At 58.5% G+C, this 16760-nt stretch carries 16 protein-coding genes, 2 tRNA genes and 1 rRNA gene; 10 read left to right on the top strand and 9 right to left on the bottom strand.

What is annotated here, in order from left to right; all coding sequences use genetic code 11:
- The first annotated feature begins 6 nt into the window (after positions 1–6).
- The 3 genes from trpD (at position 7) to ATI14_RS03870 (ending at position 2738) form a co-directional block, all read left to right on the top strand.
- Positions 7–1056 carry an anthranilate phosphoribosyltransferase gene (gene trpD / locus ATI14_RS03880; protein ID WP_016972406.1) on the top strand — a complete coding sequence of 350 codons (1050 nt, stop codon included), beginning with the start codon at positions 7–9 and terminating at the stop codon, positions 1054–1056.
- Entirely contained in the window at positions 1053–1889 is an 837-nt protein-coding gene (trpC, locus tag ATI14_RS03875; protein ID WP_016972407.1) for an indole-3-glycerol phosphate synthase TrpC, read from the top strand. Before trpD ends, trpC begins: the two co-directional genes overlap by 4 nt.
- Before the next feature lie 153 nt (positions 1890–2042).
- On the top strand, positions 2043–2738 hold the full coding sequence (locus ATI14_RS03870) for a lipoate--protein ligase family protein (protein WP_016972408.1): 696 nt from the start codon (positions 2043–2045) through the stop codon (positions 2736–2738).
- Here the strand turns inward: ATI14_RS03870 and crp are convergent.
- The gene (crp, locus tag ATI14_RS03865; RefSeq protein WP_026083337.1) at positions 2735–3379 is read right to left on the bottom strand and encodes a cAMP-activated global transcriptional regulator CRP; all 645 of its coding nucleotides are present in this window, start codon (positions 3377–3379) and stop codon (positions 2735–2737) included. The two genes, ATI14_RS03870 and crp, sit on opposite strands and share 4 nt — an antisense overlap.
- A 247-nt stretch (positions 3380–3626) precedes the next feature.
- On the opposite strand from crp, the gene ATI14_RS03860 reads away from it, so the two are divergent.
- Positions 3627–4049, top strand: coding sequence for an OsmC family protein (locus tag ATI14_RS03860; RefSeq protein ID WP_003210947.1), 423 nt, complete (start codon positions 3627–3629; stop codon positions 4047–4049).
- A gap of 51 nt (positions 4050–4100) precedes the next feature.
- On the opposite strand, the gene coq7 is transcribed toward ATI14_RS03860, so the two are convergent.
- From coq7 to hemJ, 6 genes are all read right to left on the bottom strand, one after another.
- Positions 4101–4748, bottom strand: coding sequence for a 2-polyprenyl-3-methyl-6-methoxy-1,4-benzoquinone monooxygenase (gene coq7, locus ATI14_RS03855; RefSeq protein ID WP_015886151.1), 648 nt, complete (start codon positions 4746–4748; stop codon positions 4101–4103).
- 116 nt (positions 4749–4864) lie between these two features.
- The gene (locus tag ATI14_RS03850; protein WP_016972410.1) at positions 4865–5203 is read right to left on the bottom strand and encodes a histidine triad nucleotide-binding protein; all 339 of its coding nucleotides are present in this window, start codon (positions 5201–5203) and stop codon (positions 4865–4867) included.
- Between the two features lie 45 nt (positions 5204–5248).
- Complete coding sequence (locus ATI14_RS03845; protein ID WP_017255512.1) at positions 5249–6037, bottom strand: SDR family NAD(P)-dependent oxidoreductase; 789 nt, start codon at positions 6035–6037, stop codon at positions 5249–5251.
- A gap of 64 nt (positions 6038–6101) precedes the next feature.
- Positions 6102–7064 carry a DUF805 domain-containing protein gene (locus ATI14_RS03840; protein WP_080520435.1) on the bottom strand — a complete coding sequence of 321 codons (963 nt, stop codon included), beginning with the start codon at positions 7062–7064 and terminating at the stop codon, positions 6102–6104.
- Between the two features lie 69 nt (positions 7065–7133).
- Positions 7134–8096 carry an NAD(P)H-dependent flavin oxidoreductase gene (locus tag ATI14_RS03835; RefSeq protein ID WP_016972413.1) on the bottom strand — a complete coding sequence of 321 codons (963 nt, stop codon included), beginning with the start codon at positions 8094–8096 and terminating at the stop codon, positions 7134–7136.
- Positions 8097–8120: 24 nt separating this feature from the next.
- Positions 8121–8549, bottom strand: a complete 429-nt coding sequence (gene hemJ, locus ATI14_RS03830; RefSeq protein WP_016972414.1) for a protoporphyrinogen oxidase HemJ — start codon at positions 8547–8549, stop codon at positions 8121–8123.
- A 136-nt stretch (positions 8550–8685) separates the two neighbouring features.
- Here hemJ and argC point away from each other — a divergent pair, with 136 nt between their 5' ends.
- A complete protein-coding gene (argC, locus tag ATI14_RS03825) occupies positions 8686–9720 on the top strand; it encodes an N-acetyl-gamma-glutamyl-phosphate reductase (RefSeq protein ID WP_017255509.1) in 1035 nt (344 codons plus the stop codon).
- A 165-nt stretch (positions 9721–9885) separates the two neighbouring features.
- Entirely contained in the window at positions 9886–10236 is a 351-nt protein-coding gene (erpA, locus tag ATI14_RS03820) for an iron-sulfur cluster insertion protein ErpA (RefSeq protein ID WP_003176443.1), read from the top strand.
- A gap of 77 nt (positions 10237–10313) precedes the next feature.
- On the opposite strand, the gene ATI14_RS03815 is transcribed toward erpA, so the two are convergent.
- Both ATI14_RS03815 and ATI14_RS03810 read right to left on the bottom strand, forming a co-directional pair.
- Complete coding sequence (locus tag ATI14_RS03815) at positions 10314–11405, bottom strand: anhydro-N-acetylmuramic acid kinase (RefSeq protein WP_016972417.1); 1092 nt, start codon at positions 11403–11405, stop codon at positions 10314–10316.
- A 3-nt stretch (positions 11406–11408) separates the two neighbouring features.
- Complete coding sequence (locus tag ATI14_RS03810) at positions 11409–12821, bottom strand: peptidoglycan DD-metalloendopeptidase family protein (RefSeq protein ID WP_016972418.1); 1413 nt, start codon at positions 12819–12821, stop codon at positions 11409–11411.
- A 209-nt stretch (positions 12822–13030) separates the two neighbouring features.
- On the opposite strand from ATI14_RS03810, the gene tyrS reads away from it, so the two are divergent.
- From tyrS to ATI14_RS03785, 4 genes are all read left to right on the top strand, one after another.
- Positions 13031–14230: a tyrosine--tRNA ligase gene (gene tyrS / locus ATI14_RS03805; protein WP_016972419.1), complete on the top strand. Its 1200-nt coding sequence runs from the start codon at positions 13031–13033 to the stop codon at positions 14228–14230.
- 553 nt (positions 14231–14783) lie between these two features.
- Positions 14784–16320 (top strand): 16S ribosomal RNA (locus ATI14_RS03795).
- A gap of 82 nt (positions 16321–16402) precedes the next feature.
- A tRNA-Ile gene (locus ATI14_RS03790) sits at positions 16403–16479 on the top strand.
- A 30-nt stretch (positions 16480–16509) separates the two neighbouring features.
- A tRNA-Ala gene (locus ATI14_RS03785) sits at positions 16510–16585 on the top strand.
- Positions 16586–16760: the final 175 nt, after the last annotated feature.

The following is a 16760-nucleotide window of genomic DNA, read 5'->3' as shown; positions in this document are numbered from 1 at the left end:
CTTTCCATGGATATCAAGACTGCCCTGAGCCGTATCGTCGGCCACCTGGACCTGAGCACCGCTGAAATGAGCGATGTGATGCGCGAGATCATGACCGGTCAATGTACCGACGCGCAGATCGGCGCGTTCATGATGGCCATGCGCATGAAGAGCGAGAGCATCGACGAAATCGTCGGCGCCGTGTCGGTGATGCGCGAGCTGGCGGACAAGGTCGAACTCAACACCCTCGACGGCGTTGTCGACGTGGTCGGCACCGGCGGTGACGGTGCGAATATTTTCAACGTGTCGACCGCTTCCTCTTTTGTAGTCGCGGCCGCCGGTTGCACCGTGGCCAAGCACGGTAACCGTGCCGTTTCCGGCAAAAGCGGCAGCGCCGACTTGCTGGAAGCTGCCGGCATCTACCTGAACCTGACGCCGGTACAAGTGGCGCGCTGCATCGACAGTGTCGGCATCGGCTTCATGTTTGCCCAGTCCCATCACGGCGCGATGAAACACGCTGCCGGCCCGCGCAAGGACCTCGGCCTGCGTACCCTGTTCAACATGCTCGGCCCGCTTACGAATCCGGCCGGTGTGAAACATCAGGTGGTCGGCGTGTTCAGCCAGGCGCTGTGCCGCCCGTTGGCCGAAGTCTTGCAGCGCCTGGGCAGCAAGCATGTGCTGGTGGTGCACTCCAAAGATGGCCTGGACGAATTCAGTCTGGCCGCGCCGACCTTTGTGGCGGAGCTGAAGAATGACCAGGTCACCGAATATTGGGTCGAGCCTGAAGACCTCGGCATGAAAAGCCAGAGTTTGCATGGCCTGTCGGTGGAAAGTCCGGCGGCCTCGCTGGAACTGATTCGCGATGCCTTGGGGCGTCGCAAGACTGAGAATGGCCAGAAGGCCGCCGAAATGATCGTGCTCAATGCCGGTGCGGCGCTGTATGCCGCCGATCACGCCTACAGTCTTAAAGAGGGCGTGGCCCTCGCACATGATGCGTTGCACACCGGGCTCGCTCGCGAAAAGCTCGAAGAACTGGGTGCCTTTACTGCGGTGTTCAAGATGGAGAATGAAGGATGAGTGTTCCAACCGTTCTGGAAAAAATCCTGGCCCGCAAAGCCGAAGAAGTCGCCGAGCGCCGCGCCCGGGTCAGCCTGGCCGAGTTGGAGGCGCAGGCGAAACTGGCCGACGCGCCACGGGGCTTCGCCAACGCTTTGATCGCCCAGGCCAAGCTCAAGCAGCCGGCGGTGATCGCCGAGGTCAAGAAGGCATCGCCAAGCAAAGGCGTGATCCGCGAGCATTTCGTGCCTGCCGAAATCGCCGCCAGCTATGAGAAGGGCGGCGCGACGTGCCTGTCGGTATTGACCGATATCGATTACTTCCAGGGTTCCGACCTGTTCCTGCAACAGGCCCGTGCGGCGTGCAAGTTGCCGGTGATCCGCAAAGACTTCATGGTCGACCCCTACCAGATCGTCGAAGCCCGCGCCTTGGGCGCCGACTGCGTGCTGTTGATCGTCTCCGCCCTGGATGATGTGAAATTGGCCGAACTGGCTGCCGTGGCCAAAAACGTCGGTCTCGACGTGTTGGTTGAAGTGCACGACGGTGACGAACTGGAACGCGCGCTGAAAACCCTCGACACACCGCTGGTGGGGGTCAACAACCGTAACCTGCACACCTTCGAAGTCAGCCTGGAAAACACCCTCGACCTGCTGCCGCGCATTCCGCGCGACCGTTTGGTGATTACCGAGAGTGGCATCGTCAACCGTGCCGACGTTGAGCTGATGGAAATCAGCGGCGTCTACTCGTTCCTGGTGGGCGAGACCTTCATGCGCGCCGAGAACCCGGGGGCGGAACTGCAGCGCCTGTTCTTCCCGGAGCGTGGTGTGGCGGTGAGCGGTTCGACACTGGATTGATGAAACACGGTCAACCTGTGTGAGCTGGCCTAGGTGGGAGTTGGCTTGCCTGCGATAGCATCACCCGGGTGTAACCGATATACCGAGGTGTCTGCATCGCAGGCAAGCCAGCTCCCACATTTGTTTTGTGTTTATCCAGAGGGTAGGTGTTCGATGATTCAGCCAGTAAGGATGACGGTTGAAGCTGGCCTCGCCGCCGAGCAGGACTTGCTGGCTGCCGTTTGCGCCGGTGAACAGGAGTTCGGCCTGCTGTTCTGGCAACCCAGCGACCAAGCCTTGGTCATGCCGCGTCGCTTGAGCCGCCTCCCCGCCTTTGAAGCCGCCAGTAAAGTCTCGGCAGACGCCGGTTGGCCGGTGCTGCTGCGCGAAACCGGGGGCGAACCGGTGCCGCAGTCGGCTGCGACCGTCAATATCGCCCTGGTTTACGCGCCACCGCGCAGCGAAGGGGATCAGGGGCGCATAGAAACCGGTTACCAGCGTTTGTGCCAGCCGATCTGCGATTTGCTGATTGAGTTGGGCGGCGATGCGTCGGTGGGTGAAATCGACGGCGCGTTCTGCGACGGTCGCTACAACGTCAACCTCAACGGCCGCAAGATGGTCGGCACCGCCCAGCGGTGGCGGCAGAGCGGGGGGCGCCCGGTCGGTCTGGTGCACGGTGCATTGCTGCTGGATAACGACCGTGAAGAACTGATCGCGGCGGTCAATCGCTTCAATGAAGCCTGTGGCCTCGATCAGCGCGTGCGTGCCGACAGCCACATTGCCTTGCACGAAGCCTTCGCCGCGCCGGATGCGATGACCCGGCTGGACACCTTGTATCGGCAGATGCTGGCCACGTTCCTGCCGGCTTAACGCGTGCCGAACACCACCATCGTTTTGCCTTTGACGTGCACCAGGTTGCGCTCCTCCAGGTCCTTGAGCACCCGGCCGACCATCTCCCGTGAACAGCCGACAATACGCCCGATTTCCTGGCGCGTCACTTTGATCTGCATGCCGTCGGGGTGCGTCATTGCGTCGGGCTGCTTGCACAGTTCCAGCAAGCAACGGGCCACGCGGCCGGTGACGTCGAAGAACGCCAGGTCGCCGACTTTGCGTGTGGTGTCGCGCAGGCGCTGGGCGATCTGACCGCTCAGTGCGTACAGAATGTCGGGATCATGCTGGGCCAATTCGCGAAATTTCGTGTAGCTGATTTCGGCGACTTCACACTCGACCTTGGCGCGTACCCAGGCGCTGCGTTCCTGTTCCTTGCCGGCTTGTTCGAACAGCCCCAGCTCCCCAAAGAAATCCCCGGTGTTGAGATAGGCGATGATCATTTCGCGGCCGTCTTCGTCCTCAATCAGGATGGTGACGGAGCCTTTGATGATGAAGAACAGTGTTTCAGAACGTTCGCCCGCGCAAATGATGTTGTGCTTGGCCGGGTAGCGCCGGCGCTGGCAGTGCATCAACAGCTTGTCGAGATTTTTGATTTTGGGTGTGGGAGTAAGAGCAACCATGGTTGTATCCCGAAAAGACTGCACGGTGTAGTTGGAGTTGTTTTTATCCAGCGGTATCAACATTGATACACGCCATACAAAGGATGGCAATGCGCCATTGAATTGGCGCCAGCTTACCAGACACATTCTGACTCGATTAGCGAATTTGCAGGTTAAACCCGGTTATTGATCGCTTTCATGCGGGGCGCTGTTGTTCGAAGGCCCTGTGCTAAGCTGGCTACCCTTTTTTAGCAGTGGAGTCTGGGCGATGAAGGCACGCATCCAATGGGCGGGCGAGGCCATGTTCCTCGGTGAGTCGGGCAGTGGCCATGTGGTGGTCATGGACGGCCCGCCGGAAGCCGGTGGCCGTAACCTGGGCGTACGCCCGATGGAGATGCTCCTGCTGGGCGTCGGCGGTTGCAGCAATTTCGACGTGGTCAGCATCCTGAAGAAATCCCGCCAGGCTGTGGAAAGCTGCGAAGCCTTCCTGGAAGCCGAGCGCGCCACTGAAGATCCCAAGGTGTTTACCAGGATCCACATGCATTTTGTGGTGAAGGGCCGGGCGTTGAAGGAAGCTCAGGTCAAACGCGCCATTGAGCTGTCGGCAGAAAAATATTGCTCGGCCTCGATCATGCTCGGCGCGGCCGGTGTGGCGATCACCCATGATTACGAGATTATCGAGCTGGGTTGATGGCGGGTCCACCAACAAGAAGGGCGCCTTGCGGGCGCCCTTTTTTGTGGTTCAGATTCGGTAAGTGCTTTTGGTCATGACTTTGGCCAGCAAGCTCATGCCAAACCTCACCGGCGCCGGGAAGCGGAAACCGCCGGCATCCAGCGCGCTTTCGGCGTGATGTTCTTCATCAATGCGCATCTGCTCAAGAATCGCCCGGGATTTTTCGTCTTCGGCCGGCAGTTGCTCCAGGTGTTCATCCAGGTGCTTGCACACTTGATGTTCGGTGGCGGCCACAAAACCCAGGCTGACCTTGTCGCTGATCAAGCCTGCGGCAGCGCCGATGCCGAACGACAAACCGTAAAACAGCGGGTTCAGCACGCTGGGGTGGCTGCCCAGTTGACGAATGCGTTGTTCGCACCAGGCCAGGTGATCGATTTCTTCTTCGGCGGCGTGTTCCATGGCTGCGCGTACCTGCGGCAACTTGGCGGTCAGTGCCTGGCCCTGGTACAGCGCCTGGGCGCAGACTTCGCCGGTATGGTTGATGCGCATCAGGCCGGCGACGTGGCGGGTCTCGGTCTCGCTCATCTGCGCATCGGGTTGCACGATGGCTGGCGACGGGCGGTACGGCTGGCCGCTGAACGGCAGCAGCGTGCGCATGGCCATGTCGGCTTGCAGCAGCAGGCGGTCAATCGGCGAGTAGTGACGTTGGGTAGTCATGCTGACCTCCGGGAAGAATCTCGGCGGCCAGTTTACCGCAAGAGAGGTGCAAGCGTTTGCGCTGAGTCAATTTGCCTCTGTGGCGAGGGAGCAGGCTCCCGTGCCACGGGTATGGCTCAGCCCGGCGGCCAGTTCATCTGGCGCTGACCCAGAACGTGCATGTGGATGTGGTAAACGGTCTGGCCGCCTTTTGGGTTGCAGTTCATCACCAGGCGGAAGCCTTCTTCACAGCCTTGCTCAAGCGCCAGACGTTGGGCAGTAAACAAGATATGCCCGGCCAGGGCCTTATCTTCTTCGGTCAGGTCATTGAGCGTAGCAATGTGTTTTTTCGGGATGACCAGAAAGTGCACAGGGGCCGCAGGGTAAATATCTTTGAAGGCCAGGACCTGGTCGTCTTCATAGATGATGTCCGCCGGTAGTTCCCGGTTGATGATCTTGGTGAACAGAGTATCCACAGCTGTTTCTCCATTATGAAAGTGCACGGGAGTGTACCCACGCGTTCAGCGCGAGCAATAGGCCTTGTTGATGGCGCCGGCAATCTTGCGGGTCAGCCAGCGCGGGCTTAAACGGGGGCTGAACGTGATCCAGCGGTTGCGTCGGCCCGGAATGATGATGGCTTTGTTTTTTTCCAGCGCGCGCACGGTATAGAGCGCGACTTCTTCCGGGCTCATCAGTTGCTGGCTGCGTTCGAGCTTGGCGGTGTCCATCTGCGCGGTGCCGAAGAACGCGGTGCGTGTCGGGCCGGGGCATAACACCGAAACCTTGATGCCACTGGTTTTCAACTCTTCGCGCAGGCCTTCGGAAAAATGCAGCACGTACGCCTTGCTGGCGTAGTAGCTGCTCATCCACGGACCGGGCTGGAAGGCGGCAACCGACGCAACGTTGAGAATCTGCCCGCCGCCATGCAAGGCCATGGCGTTGCCAAGGGCGTGGCACATACGGGTGAGGGCAAGCACGTTGACTTCGATCAGGTCCTGTTCGGTCATCCAGTCCTGGGCCAGGAATGGCCCGCTGGTGCCCATGCCGGCGCAATTGACCAGCAGGTCGATCTGCCGTTCGCCTTCCTCAAGCTCCAACAGAAACCCCGATAAACGCAGCGGCTCGCCCAGGTCACAGGCACGAAACAGCACCTCGACGCCGAAGCGTTGAGTCAATTCGATTGCAATGCTTTCCAACTGATCACGCTGGCGGGCCACCAGAATCAAGCTGCGGCCGCGACGGGCCAAGGCTTCGGCCAGGGCCAGGCCGATGCCGCTGGAGGCGCCGGTGATCAGAGCGTAACGGGTCATGCCTTTCTCCATCGCAACGCCGCCGCGCCTGTGACAGAGGCATCACAGGCGCGCGGGCGTTTCTTTACTGTTCTGGAGAGTCTACAGGTTCAGCCGTGTCGTCAGCACTTTGCACGTCGACTTCATCAACGATAACGCTTTGGTCGCCGTCGTCGTCGGAAGTAATGGAGCTGCTTTCATAGCCGCTGTCCATATTGGCTTGAAGCTGGTCCAGGTAGCCGTTCATGCCCAGTGCCACCACGATGGCAAACATGATCGGCAAGAACGCCAGCCACGCCGTCGCCAGTACTTTTACCGCGGTGGAGTTACGCGGTGGAGGAGGGCCGTATTGATTGGCGCCCGAATTGCCCGGCAACACCAGCAACAGGAGCGGGAAGACACTGTTCACCAGCGGCACGAGGTTCAGCAGGTAGAGCCAGCCGGACCATCCCAGGTCGTGCAGGCGTTGCACACCGATCTGCACGCTGACCCAGACCATCGCAACAAACAACGCCAGGCCCGTCAGCACCCCGAAAATGGCCGCCACGGTCGGCGCGGCGGTCGCGATGGCGAAGCCTGCGGTGAACAGAATACCGCTCGCCACCAACGTCGCGACGGTAAGCACCAGCGTCCAGGCCAGGTAGCGCAAGCGGCCAATACGCCCGTGAATGGTGAATACCTTGAGGGTGGAAAATTCCTCAGCGTATTCGCCGACTGCTGCACGCGGCGGTGCATAGGGCGAAGCGGCAGGGCGCGAGAGGTCGGACGCGCCGGAGCTTGTCTCGTGGGTTTCATCCAGGCTGAACGCGACCGGTTGTTCCTCTTCGATTCGGGCATCGACCCCGGCGTTTTTCAGCGCGGTGAGGTAGGTTTCGGCATCGGCACGCGGCAAGTCGCGCTTGAGCGCAACCGAGCGGCCGGTGAAGAGTTTTTCGATGGCAGCGACATCGCTTTTAAACAGCTCGGCGAGGTTCAGCTTGGCGGTGGTGCTTTCGACACCCGGGAGCAGGGTCCCATCAAACACAATCTTGAAACGGTTGTCGCTCATGCGGGCATCCTTGTCACTCAATCAGGAAGGGAGGTGCAGGCCGGCTTCGGTCAACCGGCCTGGCGGTTGTCAGCGTGGCCAGTGTAACTGCGCCGCGTGTTCACGCGCCTTGCGATATTCGGCATCCAGGCGCGCAACGAGTTCATCGACGCTTGGAAGATCGTCAATCTCACCGACACCCTGGCCGGCGGACCACACGGTTTTCCAAGCCTTGGCTTCGTCGCTCAACGGCTTGAGCTTGGAACCGAAGTTGACTTCGCCCTTGCCCTGCAGGGCGGCGAGGTCGAAGCCGGCGTTTTCCAGGCTCTGGCGCATGAAGCTTGCAGGTACACCGGACACGGCTGGAGTGTGCACGATGTCGGCGGCGCGGGATGTGAGCAGCATCTCTTTATAGGCATCCGGCGCATGGCTTTCGGTGGTGCCGATGAACCGCGTACCGAAATAGGCAAGGTCGGCGCCGAGCAATTGCGCGGCAAGAATCTCGTGCCCGTGATTGAGGCAGCCGGCCAGCAACAGAGTTTTGTCGAAGAACTGGCGGATTTCGGCGATCAGCGCGAACGGGCTCCAGGTACCGGCATGCCCGCCGGCGCCGGCGGCCACGGCGATCAGCCCGTCCACGCCCGCCTCAGCTGCTTTTTCGGCATGCCGGCGGGTGGTGACGTCATGAAAGACCAGGCCGCCGTAGCTGTGTACGGCGTCCACCAGCTCTTTGACTGCGCCCAGGCTGGTGATGACGATCGGCACTTTGTGCTCGACGCAAATCGCCAGGTCAGCTTCCAGGCGCGGGTTGCTGTTGTGCACGATCAGATTCACGGCGTACGGCGCGGGGTTGTCCAATTGCGCCAGGCCCGCTTCGATTTCCTCCAGCCAGGCCTTGAAGCCACTGCTTTCGCGCTGGTTGAGCGCTGGAAAACTCCCCACCACGCCGTTGCGGCAGCACGCCAGGACCAGTTGCGGGTTGGAAATCAGAAACATCGGCGCAGCCACCACGGGCAGGCGCAGACGTTGTTCAAGCAGAGCGGGCAGCGACATTGGAGGTACCCCGTGTGATTGAAGTTAGAACGGTTTGACCACGACCAAAATTACGATAGCCAGCAATATCAGAACCGGTACTTCATTGAACCAGCGATAAAAGACATGGCTGCGGGTGTTTTCGCCACGGGCAAAACGTTTTACCTGTGCGCCGCACATATGGTGGTAGCCGATCAGCAGCACGACGAGGGTCAGCTTGGCGTGGATCCAGCCGCCGGAGTGGAAAACGCTCGGGTTGAGGTAAATCAGCCAGCCGCCAAACACCAGGGCGGCGATCATTGCCGGGCCCATGATGCCGCGGTAGAGCTTGCGCTCCATGACGCTGAAGCGTTCCTTGCTGACGGTGTCTTCGCTTTGGGCGTGGTAGACGAACAGGCGTGGCAGGTAGAACAGCCCGGCAAACCAGCAGACGATACTGATGATGTGGAAGGCTTTGACCCATAGATAGAGCATTTCTAGTTATTCCCAGGTTCACGGTAACTGAAGATAGTAGTGGCTCATGCGCCCGTACGTCACGTTGACGGTTGTCGCAGGACGATACGGCCCCTATTATCGACGGCTTTCCAGTGGGTTCGTTGAGGGCAGGTTTATGGTCAAGGTCGGTATCGTCGGCGGCACGGGTTACACCGGTGTCGAATTGCTGCGTCTGTTGGCTCAGCATCCGCAAGCTGAGGTGGTGGTTATCACCTCCCGATCCGAGGCCGGGCTGGCCGTGGCCGATATGTACCCGAACCTGCGAGGCCATTACGACGGCCTGGCTTTCAGTGTTCCGGACATCAAGACCCTGGGTGCCTGTGATGTGGTGTTTTTCGCCACGCCCCATGGCGTAGCCCACGCGCTGGCGGGCGAACTGCTGGCCGCCGGCACCAAGGTCATCGACCTGTCGGCCGACTTCCGCCTGCAAGACGCTGACGAGTGGGCCAAGTGGTACGGCCAGCCGCACGGTGCGCCGCAGTTGCTGGAGGAGGCCGTTTACGGGCTGCCGGAAGTCAACCGGGAGCACATCAAGCAAGCGCGCCTGATTGCCGTGCCGGGCTGCTATCCAACCGCCACTCAACTGGGTTTCCTGCCATTGCTGGAAGCCGGGCTGGCGGATACTTCGCGCCTGATCGCCGACTGCAAGTCGGGCGTGAGCGGCGCCGGTCGGGGGGCTGCTGTAGGTTCGCTGTACTCCGAAACGTCGGAAAGCATGAAGGCCTACGCGGTAAAAGGGCATCGTCACTTGCCGGAAATTCGTCAGGGGCTGCGTCGTGCCGCCGGGAAAGATGTGGGGCTGACGTTTGTGCCGCACCTGACCCCGATGATCCGTGGCATTCACTCCACGCTCTACGCCACTGTGGTGGATCGCTCGGTCGACCTGCAGGCGCTGTTTGAAAAGCGCTATGCCAACGAGCCGTTCGTCGACGTGATGCCGGCCGGCAGCCACCCGGAAACCCGCAGCGTACGTGGCGCGAACGTGTGCCGGATTGCTGTGCACCGTCCGCAGGATGGCGACCTGGTGGTGGTGCTGTCGGTCATCGACAACCTGGTCAAGGGCGCGTCGGGCCAAGCGGTGCAGAACCTGAACATTCTGTTCGGTCTGGACGAGAAGCTGGGCCTGTCCCACGCAGGCATGCTGCCTTAAGCGTTCTGTGTTGTTGCGCAAAAGGCCCGTTGATCGGGCCTTTTGTGTTTTTAATGGCGACAGCGCAGATTGATATACCGTAACAATAGTTGACCGCTTTTCTAGGAGAAGCGGATAATGCCCGCCATTACGCAGATGGCGGCGATACGCCGGGAGATTATCAGCATGAGCGTTGAATCCTTCACCCCCACGGCTTTGCAATTCACCCACGGTGCTGCGCACAAGGTGAAGAGCCTGGTCGATGAAGAGGGTAATGATCGCTTGAAGCTGCGCGTATTCGTTACGGGCGGCGGTTGTTCAGGGTTTCAGTACGGTTTTACCTTCGATGAAGATGTGGCCGACGACGACACTATCGTCGAGCGCGAGGGCGTCAGCCTGGTCGTGGACCCGATGAGCTTCCAATACCTGGCAGGTGCCGAGGTGGATTACCAGGAAGGTCTGGAAGGTTCGCGGTTCGTGATCAAGAACCCGAATGCCACCACTACCTGTGGTTGTGGGTCTTCGTTCTCGATCTGATCGATAGCCTGATTTCCAAGGCATAAAAAAACGCCGCTTGGCTTTGATAGGCCAAGCGGCGTTTTGCTGTCTGCAGGTTATGCGGGGTAGATCGCGCCCAATACCCGAAGCCCACGCGCGCCGGTGACGCTGGGGCGGTTGGCGGCGATGCCCTCCAGGCAGCAATGGGCGAGCCAGGCGAAGGCCATGGCCTCGACCCAGTCCGGATCTACGCCGTAGGCGGCCGTGCTGCTGACCTGAGCGGATGGCAGCAGGGCGGCTAGGCGGCTCATCAGCGCACCGTTATGGGCGCCGCCGCCGCAGATCAGCAGGGTTTCAGTGTCTGTTTGTGCGGCTTGCAGGGACTCGACGATGGTCTGCGCAGTGAGCTCCAGCAGGGTAGCCTGCACATTCCGCGGCTCAAAAGCAGGCAGTTTGCCTAAGTGTTGTTGCAGCCAACCCAGGTTGAACACTTCGCGCCCGGTGCTCTTCGGACCCGTGGCCTGGAAGAACGGATCGCTGAGCAGTGCGCCGAGCAGTTGGGGTTCGACCTTGCCGCTGGCCGCCCATTGGCCAGCACGGTCAAAGTGTTCGCCACGCTGATCATGAATCCAGGCATCCAGCAGGACGTTGCCCGGGCCGCAGTCGAAGCCGGCAACAGGTTTGCCAGTCTCGATCAGGCTGAGGTTGCTGAACCCGCCGACGTTCAATACGGCGCGGTTGCCGGTTTGCTCGCCGAACAGGGCTTCGTGAAAGGCCGGGACCAGAGGTGCGCCCTGGCCACCGGCGGCGACGTCGCGGCTGCGAAAGTCACTGACGACGGTGATGCTGGTCAGTTCGGTGAGCAGCGCTGGGTTGCCAATCTGTACGGTAAACCCGCGCGCCGGTTCGTGGCGAATGGTCTGCCCGTGGCTACCGATTGCGCGGATGTCTTGAGGCGCGAGGTGCTGCTGGTCCAACAGCGCGCGGATGCCGTCTGCGGCGAGTGCAACCCAGTGTTGCTGGGCAACCGCCGAGCGGGCGATTTCGTCCGGCCCGCTGGCGCACAGGCCGAGTAGCTCGGCGCGCAGCGAATCCGGCATGGGGACGTAGTGGGTGGCGATCAGGTTGATCGCCGGGTCTTGTTCGATCAGGGCGATATCCAGGCCATCAAGGCTGGTCCCGGACATCACACCTATATAGAGCGGCATGCGTTAGCGCTTCGCTGAAGCCAGCAGCGTGGAGCGCTCCTGGTCCATGCGCGCCATCAGCGGCTGGCTCTGTTGCAGGAAGCGTGCGCGCTCGGCCTTGGCGATCGGGTCAGCCATTGGCAGCTTCTGGCCCAGGGGGTCGACATGGACGCCGTTGACCTGGAACTCATAGTGCAAATGCGGGCCGGTAGACAGGCCGGTTGTGCCGATATAGCCGATGACCTGGCCTTGCTTCACGTTGCTGCCGGTGGACACGCCCTTGGCGAAGCCCTGCATGTGGCCATACAGCGTGCGGTAAGTGTTGCCGTGCTGGATGATCACGGTGTTGCCATAGCCCCCACGGCGCCCGGCCAGCAGCACTTTGCCGTCACCGGCCGCCTTGATTGGCGTACCGCGCGGGGCTGCATAGTCGACACCTTTGTGGGCGCGGATTTTGTTCAGGATAGGATGCTTGCGGCCCATGGAGAAGCGCGAGCTGATGCGAGCGAAGTCCACAGGCGTGCGGATGAAAGCCTTGCGCATGCTGTTGCCATCGGCCGTGTAATAGCTGGTGTTGCCTTGTTTGTTGGTGTAGCGCACGGCGGTGTAGGTCTTGCCGCGGTTGGTGAAGCGCGCGGAAAGAATGGCGCCGGTGCCGACCACTTTGCCGTTGGCGACTTTCTGCTCGTAGATCACGTCAAATTCGTCGCCCTGGCGGATGTCCTGGGCGAAGTCGATGTCGTAGCCAAATACGCTGGCCATGTCCATGGTCATGCTGTGGGACAGGCCGGCGCGCGCGGCCGACTGGGAGAGTGAGCTGTTGATCACACCATGTACGTAGGCGGAGCGCGTTACCGGTTTAGTGGTGATGCGGTTGAAGGCAAAGCCTTTCGCGCCTTTGGTCAAACTGATGCTTTCGAGGTCGCTGACGCTGCTGTGCAGGTTGTTCAGCTGGCCGTCGGGGGTAAGTTCAAACTCAAGCTTTTGCCCGTGTTTGAGCTGGGTGAACTGCTTGGCTTGTTTGTCGCTGGCCAGCACCTCATTAACAGTGGCGGCAGGCAGGCCGACTTTCTCGAAGAGCGTCGACAGGGTGTCGCCTTTTGCGACGATGACTTCGCGGTGTTGAGGGTTTTTGGCAGCGGTTGGTGCAGGCTGCTCTTGCGCGGCTTGCTGGGTGTCTTCGGGCGTACTTTCTATTTGTGCGAATGGGGATTCTGTCGGTGCGTTTGTGGCTTGTTGCGCGTCGGAAGCGTCTTGATCTTGTGTCAGTTGTTCAACTGGACTTTCCAGGTCAAGACTCAGGGAGGTTCGTTTTGCTTCTACGTCACTGGAAGGGAATACCAGGAGTGCCAGGCTGAGAAGGGCGGCGATTCCACTGGCGGCGAGCAAGTGGGTCTTGGGGTAAAGCGGCGGCGCTTTAGACGGTTCTGTGGTCATAAGTAATTTTGACTTTGAAGATGAAATGGAAAAGATGAATGACATGATGAAGATGAAATAACTGTATAAAATATAACCAAATCATCTGTGGCGCAAGCTCGCGAATGCCGTGCTTGCTGAACGGTGCCCGTACGCAGGACAAAACTTGTAATTAGTCCCTGATCTTGTATGGTTGGTTCCCTTTTGAATCTGAGCCTTGCGGGTCTGTTATGAAGTCGGTTGAAGAGCAGCTAGCGCTGATAAAACGTGGTGCGGAAGAACTGTTGGTCGAGGCTGAGCTGATCGAAAAGCTCAAGCGTGGCCAGCCCCTGCGTATCAAGGCCGGCTTTGACCCGACGGCGCCGGATTTGCACCTGGGTCATACCGTGCTTATTAATAAGCTGCGCCAGTTCCAGGAATTGGGGCATCAGGTCATCTTCCTTATAGGTGACTTCACAGGGATGATCGGTGACCCAAGCGGCAAGAGTGCTACGCGCCCGCCGTTGACCCGTGAACAGGTTCTCGATAATGCCGAGACCTATAAAACACAGGTGTTCAAGATTCTCGATCCGGCCAAGACCGAGGTGGCGTTCAACTCCACCTGGATGGATCAGATGGGGCCGGCTGATTTCATTCGTCTGACTTCCCAGTACACCGTTGCGCGCATGCTTGAGCGCGACGACTTTGATAAGCGCTACTCCACCAATCAGCCAATTGCTATTCACGAGTTCCTTTATCCACTGGTTCAGGGGTATGACTCGGTCGCGTTGCGCGCGGACGTTGAGCTGGGCGGTACCGATCAGAAGTTCAACCTGTTGATGGGGCGTGAGCTGCAGCGTGCGTATGGGCAGGAGGCTCAGTGCATTCTGACAATGCCATTGCTGGAAGGGTTGGATGGCGTCAAGAAGATGTCCAAGTCCCTGGGCAACTATGTAGGTATCCAGGAAGCGCCGGGCGTGATGTACGGCAAACTGGTTTCGATTCCGGATGCTTTGATGTGGCGCTACTTCGAGCTGTTGAGCTTCCGCTCGATGGACGAGATTAATGCGCTGCGTGCTGAAGTCGAGGCGGGTGCCAATCCGCGTGACGTGAAGATCAAGCTGGCGGAAGAGATTGTGGCGCGCTTCCACGGTGAAGAGGCTGCTGCGAATGCTCACCGTGCTGCGGGTAACCGCATGAAGGATGGCGAGCTGCCGGATGATCTGCCAGAGATTGAGCTGAGTGCTACCGAAGCAATGCCGATTGCCGCCGTCCTTAATAAGGCGGGCTTGGTGAAGAACTCGGCGGTTGCCCGTGACCTGCTGGGTTCCGGTGGTGTGCGTATAGATGGTGAGGTTGTGGATCGCACCTTTATATATGAGCTGGGCGCGACCCATGTTTGCCAGGCCGGCAAGAAGGCATTTGCGCGTATTACGCTCAAATCTGAATAAAATTGAAATTAGGTGTTGACGGCGAATTATATCTCTCTATAATTCGCCCCACTTCCAGCGCAGTCGAAACGGAAAACTCCTTGAGTTTCAATGAGTTAAGTAAGTTTCGAGAGCGAATTGCTTCAGTTAATCGAAGCCCAGAAGGAGTTGATAGGGCGGCGTTGTTTGGCTCTGTTAACGTTTCGATCCTCTCGGTCGAAAGCGGAGAAAAAGAGGTGTTGACAGCAGCGTGTAACGCTGTAGAATTCGCCTCCCGCTAACGAGAGATCGGAAGCGCAAGTGGTTGAAGTTGTTGAAGAAATCTTCGAAAACTTCTGAAAATAATCACTTGACAGCAAATGAGGCTGCTGTAGAATGCGCGCCTCGGTTGAGACGAAAGATCTTAACCAACCGCTCTTTAACAACTGAATCAAGCAATTCGTGTGGGTGCTTGTGGAGTCAGACTGATAGTCAACAAGATTATCAGCATCACAAGTTACTCCGCGAGAAATCAAAGATGTAACCAACGATTGCTGAGCCAAGTTTAGGGTTTCTTAAAAACCCAAAGATGTTTGAACTGAAGAGTTTGATCATGGCTCAGATTGAACGCTGGCGGCAGGCCTAACACATGCAAGTCGAGCGGTAGAGAGAAGCTTGCTTCTCTTGAGAGCGGCGGACGGGTGAGTAATGCCTAGGAATCTGCCTGGTAGTGGGGGATAACGTCCGGAAACGGACGCTAATACCGCATACGTCCTACGGGAGAAAGCAGGGGACCTTCGGGCCTTGCGCTATCAGATGAGCCTAGGTCGGATTAGCTAGTTGGTGAGGTAATGGCTCACCAAGGCGACGATCCGTAACTGGTCTGAGAGGATGATCAGTCACACTGGAACTGAGACACGGTCCAGACTCCTACGGGAGGCAGCAGTGGGGAATATTGGACAATGGGCGAAAGCCTGATCCAGCCATGCCGCGTGTGTGAAGAAGGTCTTCGGATTGTAAAGCACTTTAAGTTGGGAGGAAGGGCAGTTGCCTAATACGTAACTGTTTTGACGTTACCGACAGAATAAGCACCGGCTAACTCTGTGCCAGCAGCCGCGGTAATACAGAGGGTGCAAGCGTTAATCGGAATTACTGGGCGTAAAGCGCGCGTAGGTGGTTTGTTAAGTTGGATGTGAAATCCCCGGGCTCAACCTGGGAACTGCATTCAAAACTGACTGACTAGAGTATGGTAGAGGGTGGTGGAATTTCCTGTGTAGCGGTGAAATGCGTAGATATAGGAAGGAACACCAGTGGCGAAGGCGACCACCTGGACTAATACTGACACTGAGGTGCGAAAGCGTGGGGAGCAAACAGGATTAGATACCCTGGTAGTCCACGCCGTAAACGATGTCAACTAGCCGTTGGAAGCCTTGAGCTTTTAGTGGCGCAGCTAACGCATTAAGTTGACCGCCTGGGGAGTACGGCCGCAAGGTTAAAACTCAAATGAATTGACGGGGGCCCGCACAAGCGGTGGAGCATGTGGTTTAATTCGAAGCAACGCGAAGAACCTTACCAGGCCTTGACATCCAATGAACTTTCCAGAGATGGATTGGTGCCTTCGGGAACATTGAGACAGGTGCTGCATGGCTGTCGTCAGCTCGTGTCGTGAGATGTTGGGTTAAGTCCCGTAACGAGCGCAACCCTTGTCCTTAGTTACCAGCACGTTATGGTGGGCACTCTAAGGAGACTGCCGGTGACAAACCGGAGGAAGGTGGGGATGACGTCAAGTCATCATGGCCCTTACGGCCTGGGCTACACACGTGCTACAATGGTCGGTACAGAGGGTTGCCAAGCCGCGAGGTGGAGCTAATCCCATAAAACCGATCGTAGTCCGGATCGCAGTCTGCAACTCGACTGCGTGAAGTCGGAATCGCTAGTAATCGCGAATCAGAATGTCGCGGTGAATACGTTCCCGGGCCTTGTACACACCGCCCGTCACACCATGGGAGTGGGTTGCACCAGAAGTAGCTAGTCTAACCTTCGGGAGGACGGTTACCACGGTGTGATTCATGACTGGGGTGAAGTCGTAACAAGGTAGCCGTAGGGGAACCTGCGGCTGGATCACCTCCTTAATCGACGACATCAGCTGCTCCATAAGTTCCCACACGAATTGCTTGATTCATTGAAGAAGACGATAAGAAGCAGCCCGAAATTGGGTCTGTAGCTCAGTTGGTTAGAGCGCACCCCTGATAAGGGTGAGGTCGGCAGTTCGAATCTGCCCAGACCCACCAATTTTGTGTGGGAAACGCCTGTAGAAATACGGGGCCATAGCTCAGCTGGGAGAGCGCCTGCCTTGCACGCAGGAGGTCGGCGGTTCGATCCCGCTTGGCTCCACCACTACTGCTTCTGAAGTTTTAAAGCTTAGAAATGAGCATTCCATCAGTGTGATGGTGAATGTTGATTTCTAGTCTTTGATTAGATCGTTCTTTAAAAATTTGGGTATGTGATAGAAAGATAGACTGAACGTTACTTTCACTGGTAACGGATCAGGCTAAGGTAAAATTTGTGAGTT

This window comes from Pseudomonas tolaasii NCPPB 2192 (assembly GCF_002813445.1).
Classification (GTDB): domain Bacteria; phylum Pseudomonadota; class Gammaproteobacteria; order Pseudomonadales; family Pseudomonadaceae; genus Aquipseudomonas; species Aquipseudomonas tolaasii.
Note: the sequence above shows the minus strand (reverse complement) of the source record. Positions and strands in the feature narration are given on the sequence as shown.

Bases quoted from the DNA above. Each gene is read 5' to 3' on its own strand.
- trpD (WP_016972406.1), top strand. From the start codon at position 7: ATGGATATCAAGACTGCCCTGAGCCGTATCGTCGGCCACCTGGACCTG.
- trpC (WP_016972407.1), top strand. From the start codon at position 1,053: ATGAGTGTTCCAACCGTTCTGGAAAAAATCCTGGCCCGCAAAGCCGAA.
- ATI14_RS03870 (WP_016972408.1), top strand. From the start codon at position 2,043: ATGATTCAGCCAGTAAGGATGACGGTTGAAGCTGGCCTCGCCGCCGAG.
- crp (WP_026083337.1), bottom strand. From the start codon at position 3,379: ATGGTTGCTCTTACTCCCACACCCAAAATCAAAAATCTCGACAAGCTG.
- ATI14_RS03860 (WP_003210947.1), top strand. From the start codon at position 3,627: ATGAAGGCACGCATCCAATGGGCGGGCGAGGCCATGTTCCTCGGTGAG.
- coq7 (WP_015886151.1), bottom strand. From the start codon at position 4,748: ATGACTACCCAACGTCACTACTCGCCGATTGACCGCCTGCTGCTGCAA.
- ATI14_RS03845 (WP_017255512.1), bottom strand. From the start codon at position 6,037: ATGACCCGTTACGCTCTGATCACCGGCGCCTCCAGCGGCATCGGCCTG.
- ATI14_RS03840 (WP_080520435.1), bottom strand. From the start codon at position 7,064: ATGAGCGACAACCGTTTCAAGATTGTGTTTGATGGGACCCTGCTCCCG.
- ATI14_RS03835 (WP_016972413.1), bottom strand. From the start codon at position 8,096: ATGTCGCTGCCCGCTCTGCTTGAACAACGTCTGCGCCTGCCCGTGGTG.
- hemJ (WP_016972414.1), bottom strand. From the start codon at position 8,549: ATGCTCTATCTATGGGTCAAAGCCTTCCACATCATCAGTATCGTCTGC.
- argC (WP_017255509.1), top strand. From the start codon at position 8,686: ATGGTCAAGGTCGGTATCGTCGGCGGCACGGGTTACACCGGTGTCGAA.
- erpA (WP_003176443.1), top strand. From the start codon at position 9,886: ATGAGCGTTGAATCCTTCACCCCCACGGCTTTGCAATTCACCCACGGT.
- ATI14_RS03815 (WP_016972417.1), bottom strand. From the start codon at position 11,405: ATGCCGCTCTATATAGGTGTGATGTCCGGGACCAGCCTTGATGGCCTG.
- ATI14_RS03810 (WP_016972418.1), bottom strand. From the start codon at position 12,821: ATGACCACAGAACCGTCTAAAGCGCCGCCGCTTTACCCCAAGACCCAC.
- tyrS (WP_016972419.1), top strand. From the start codon at position 13,031: ATGAAGTCGGTTGAAGAGCAGCTAGCGCTGATAAAACGTGGTGCGGAA.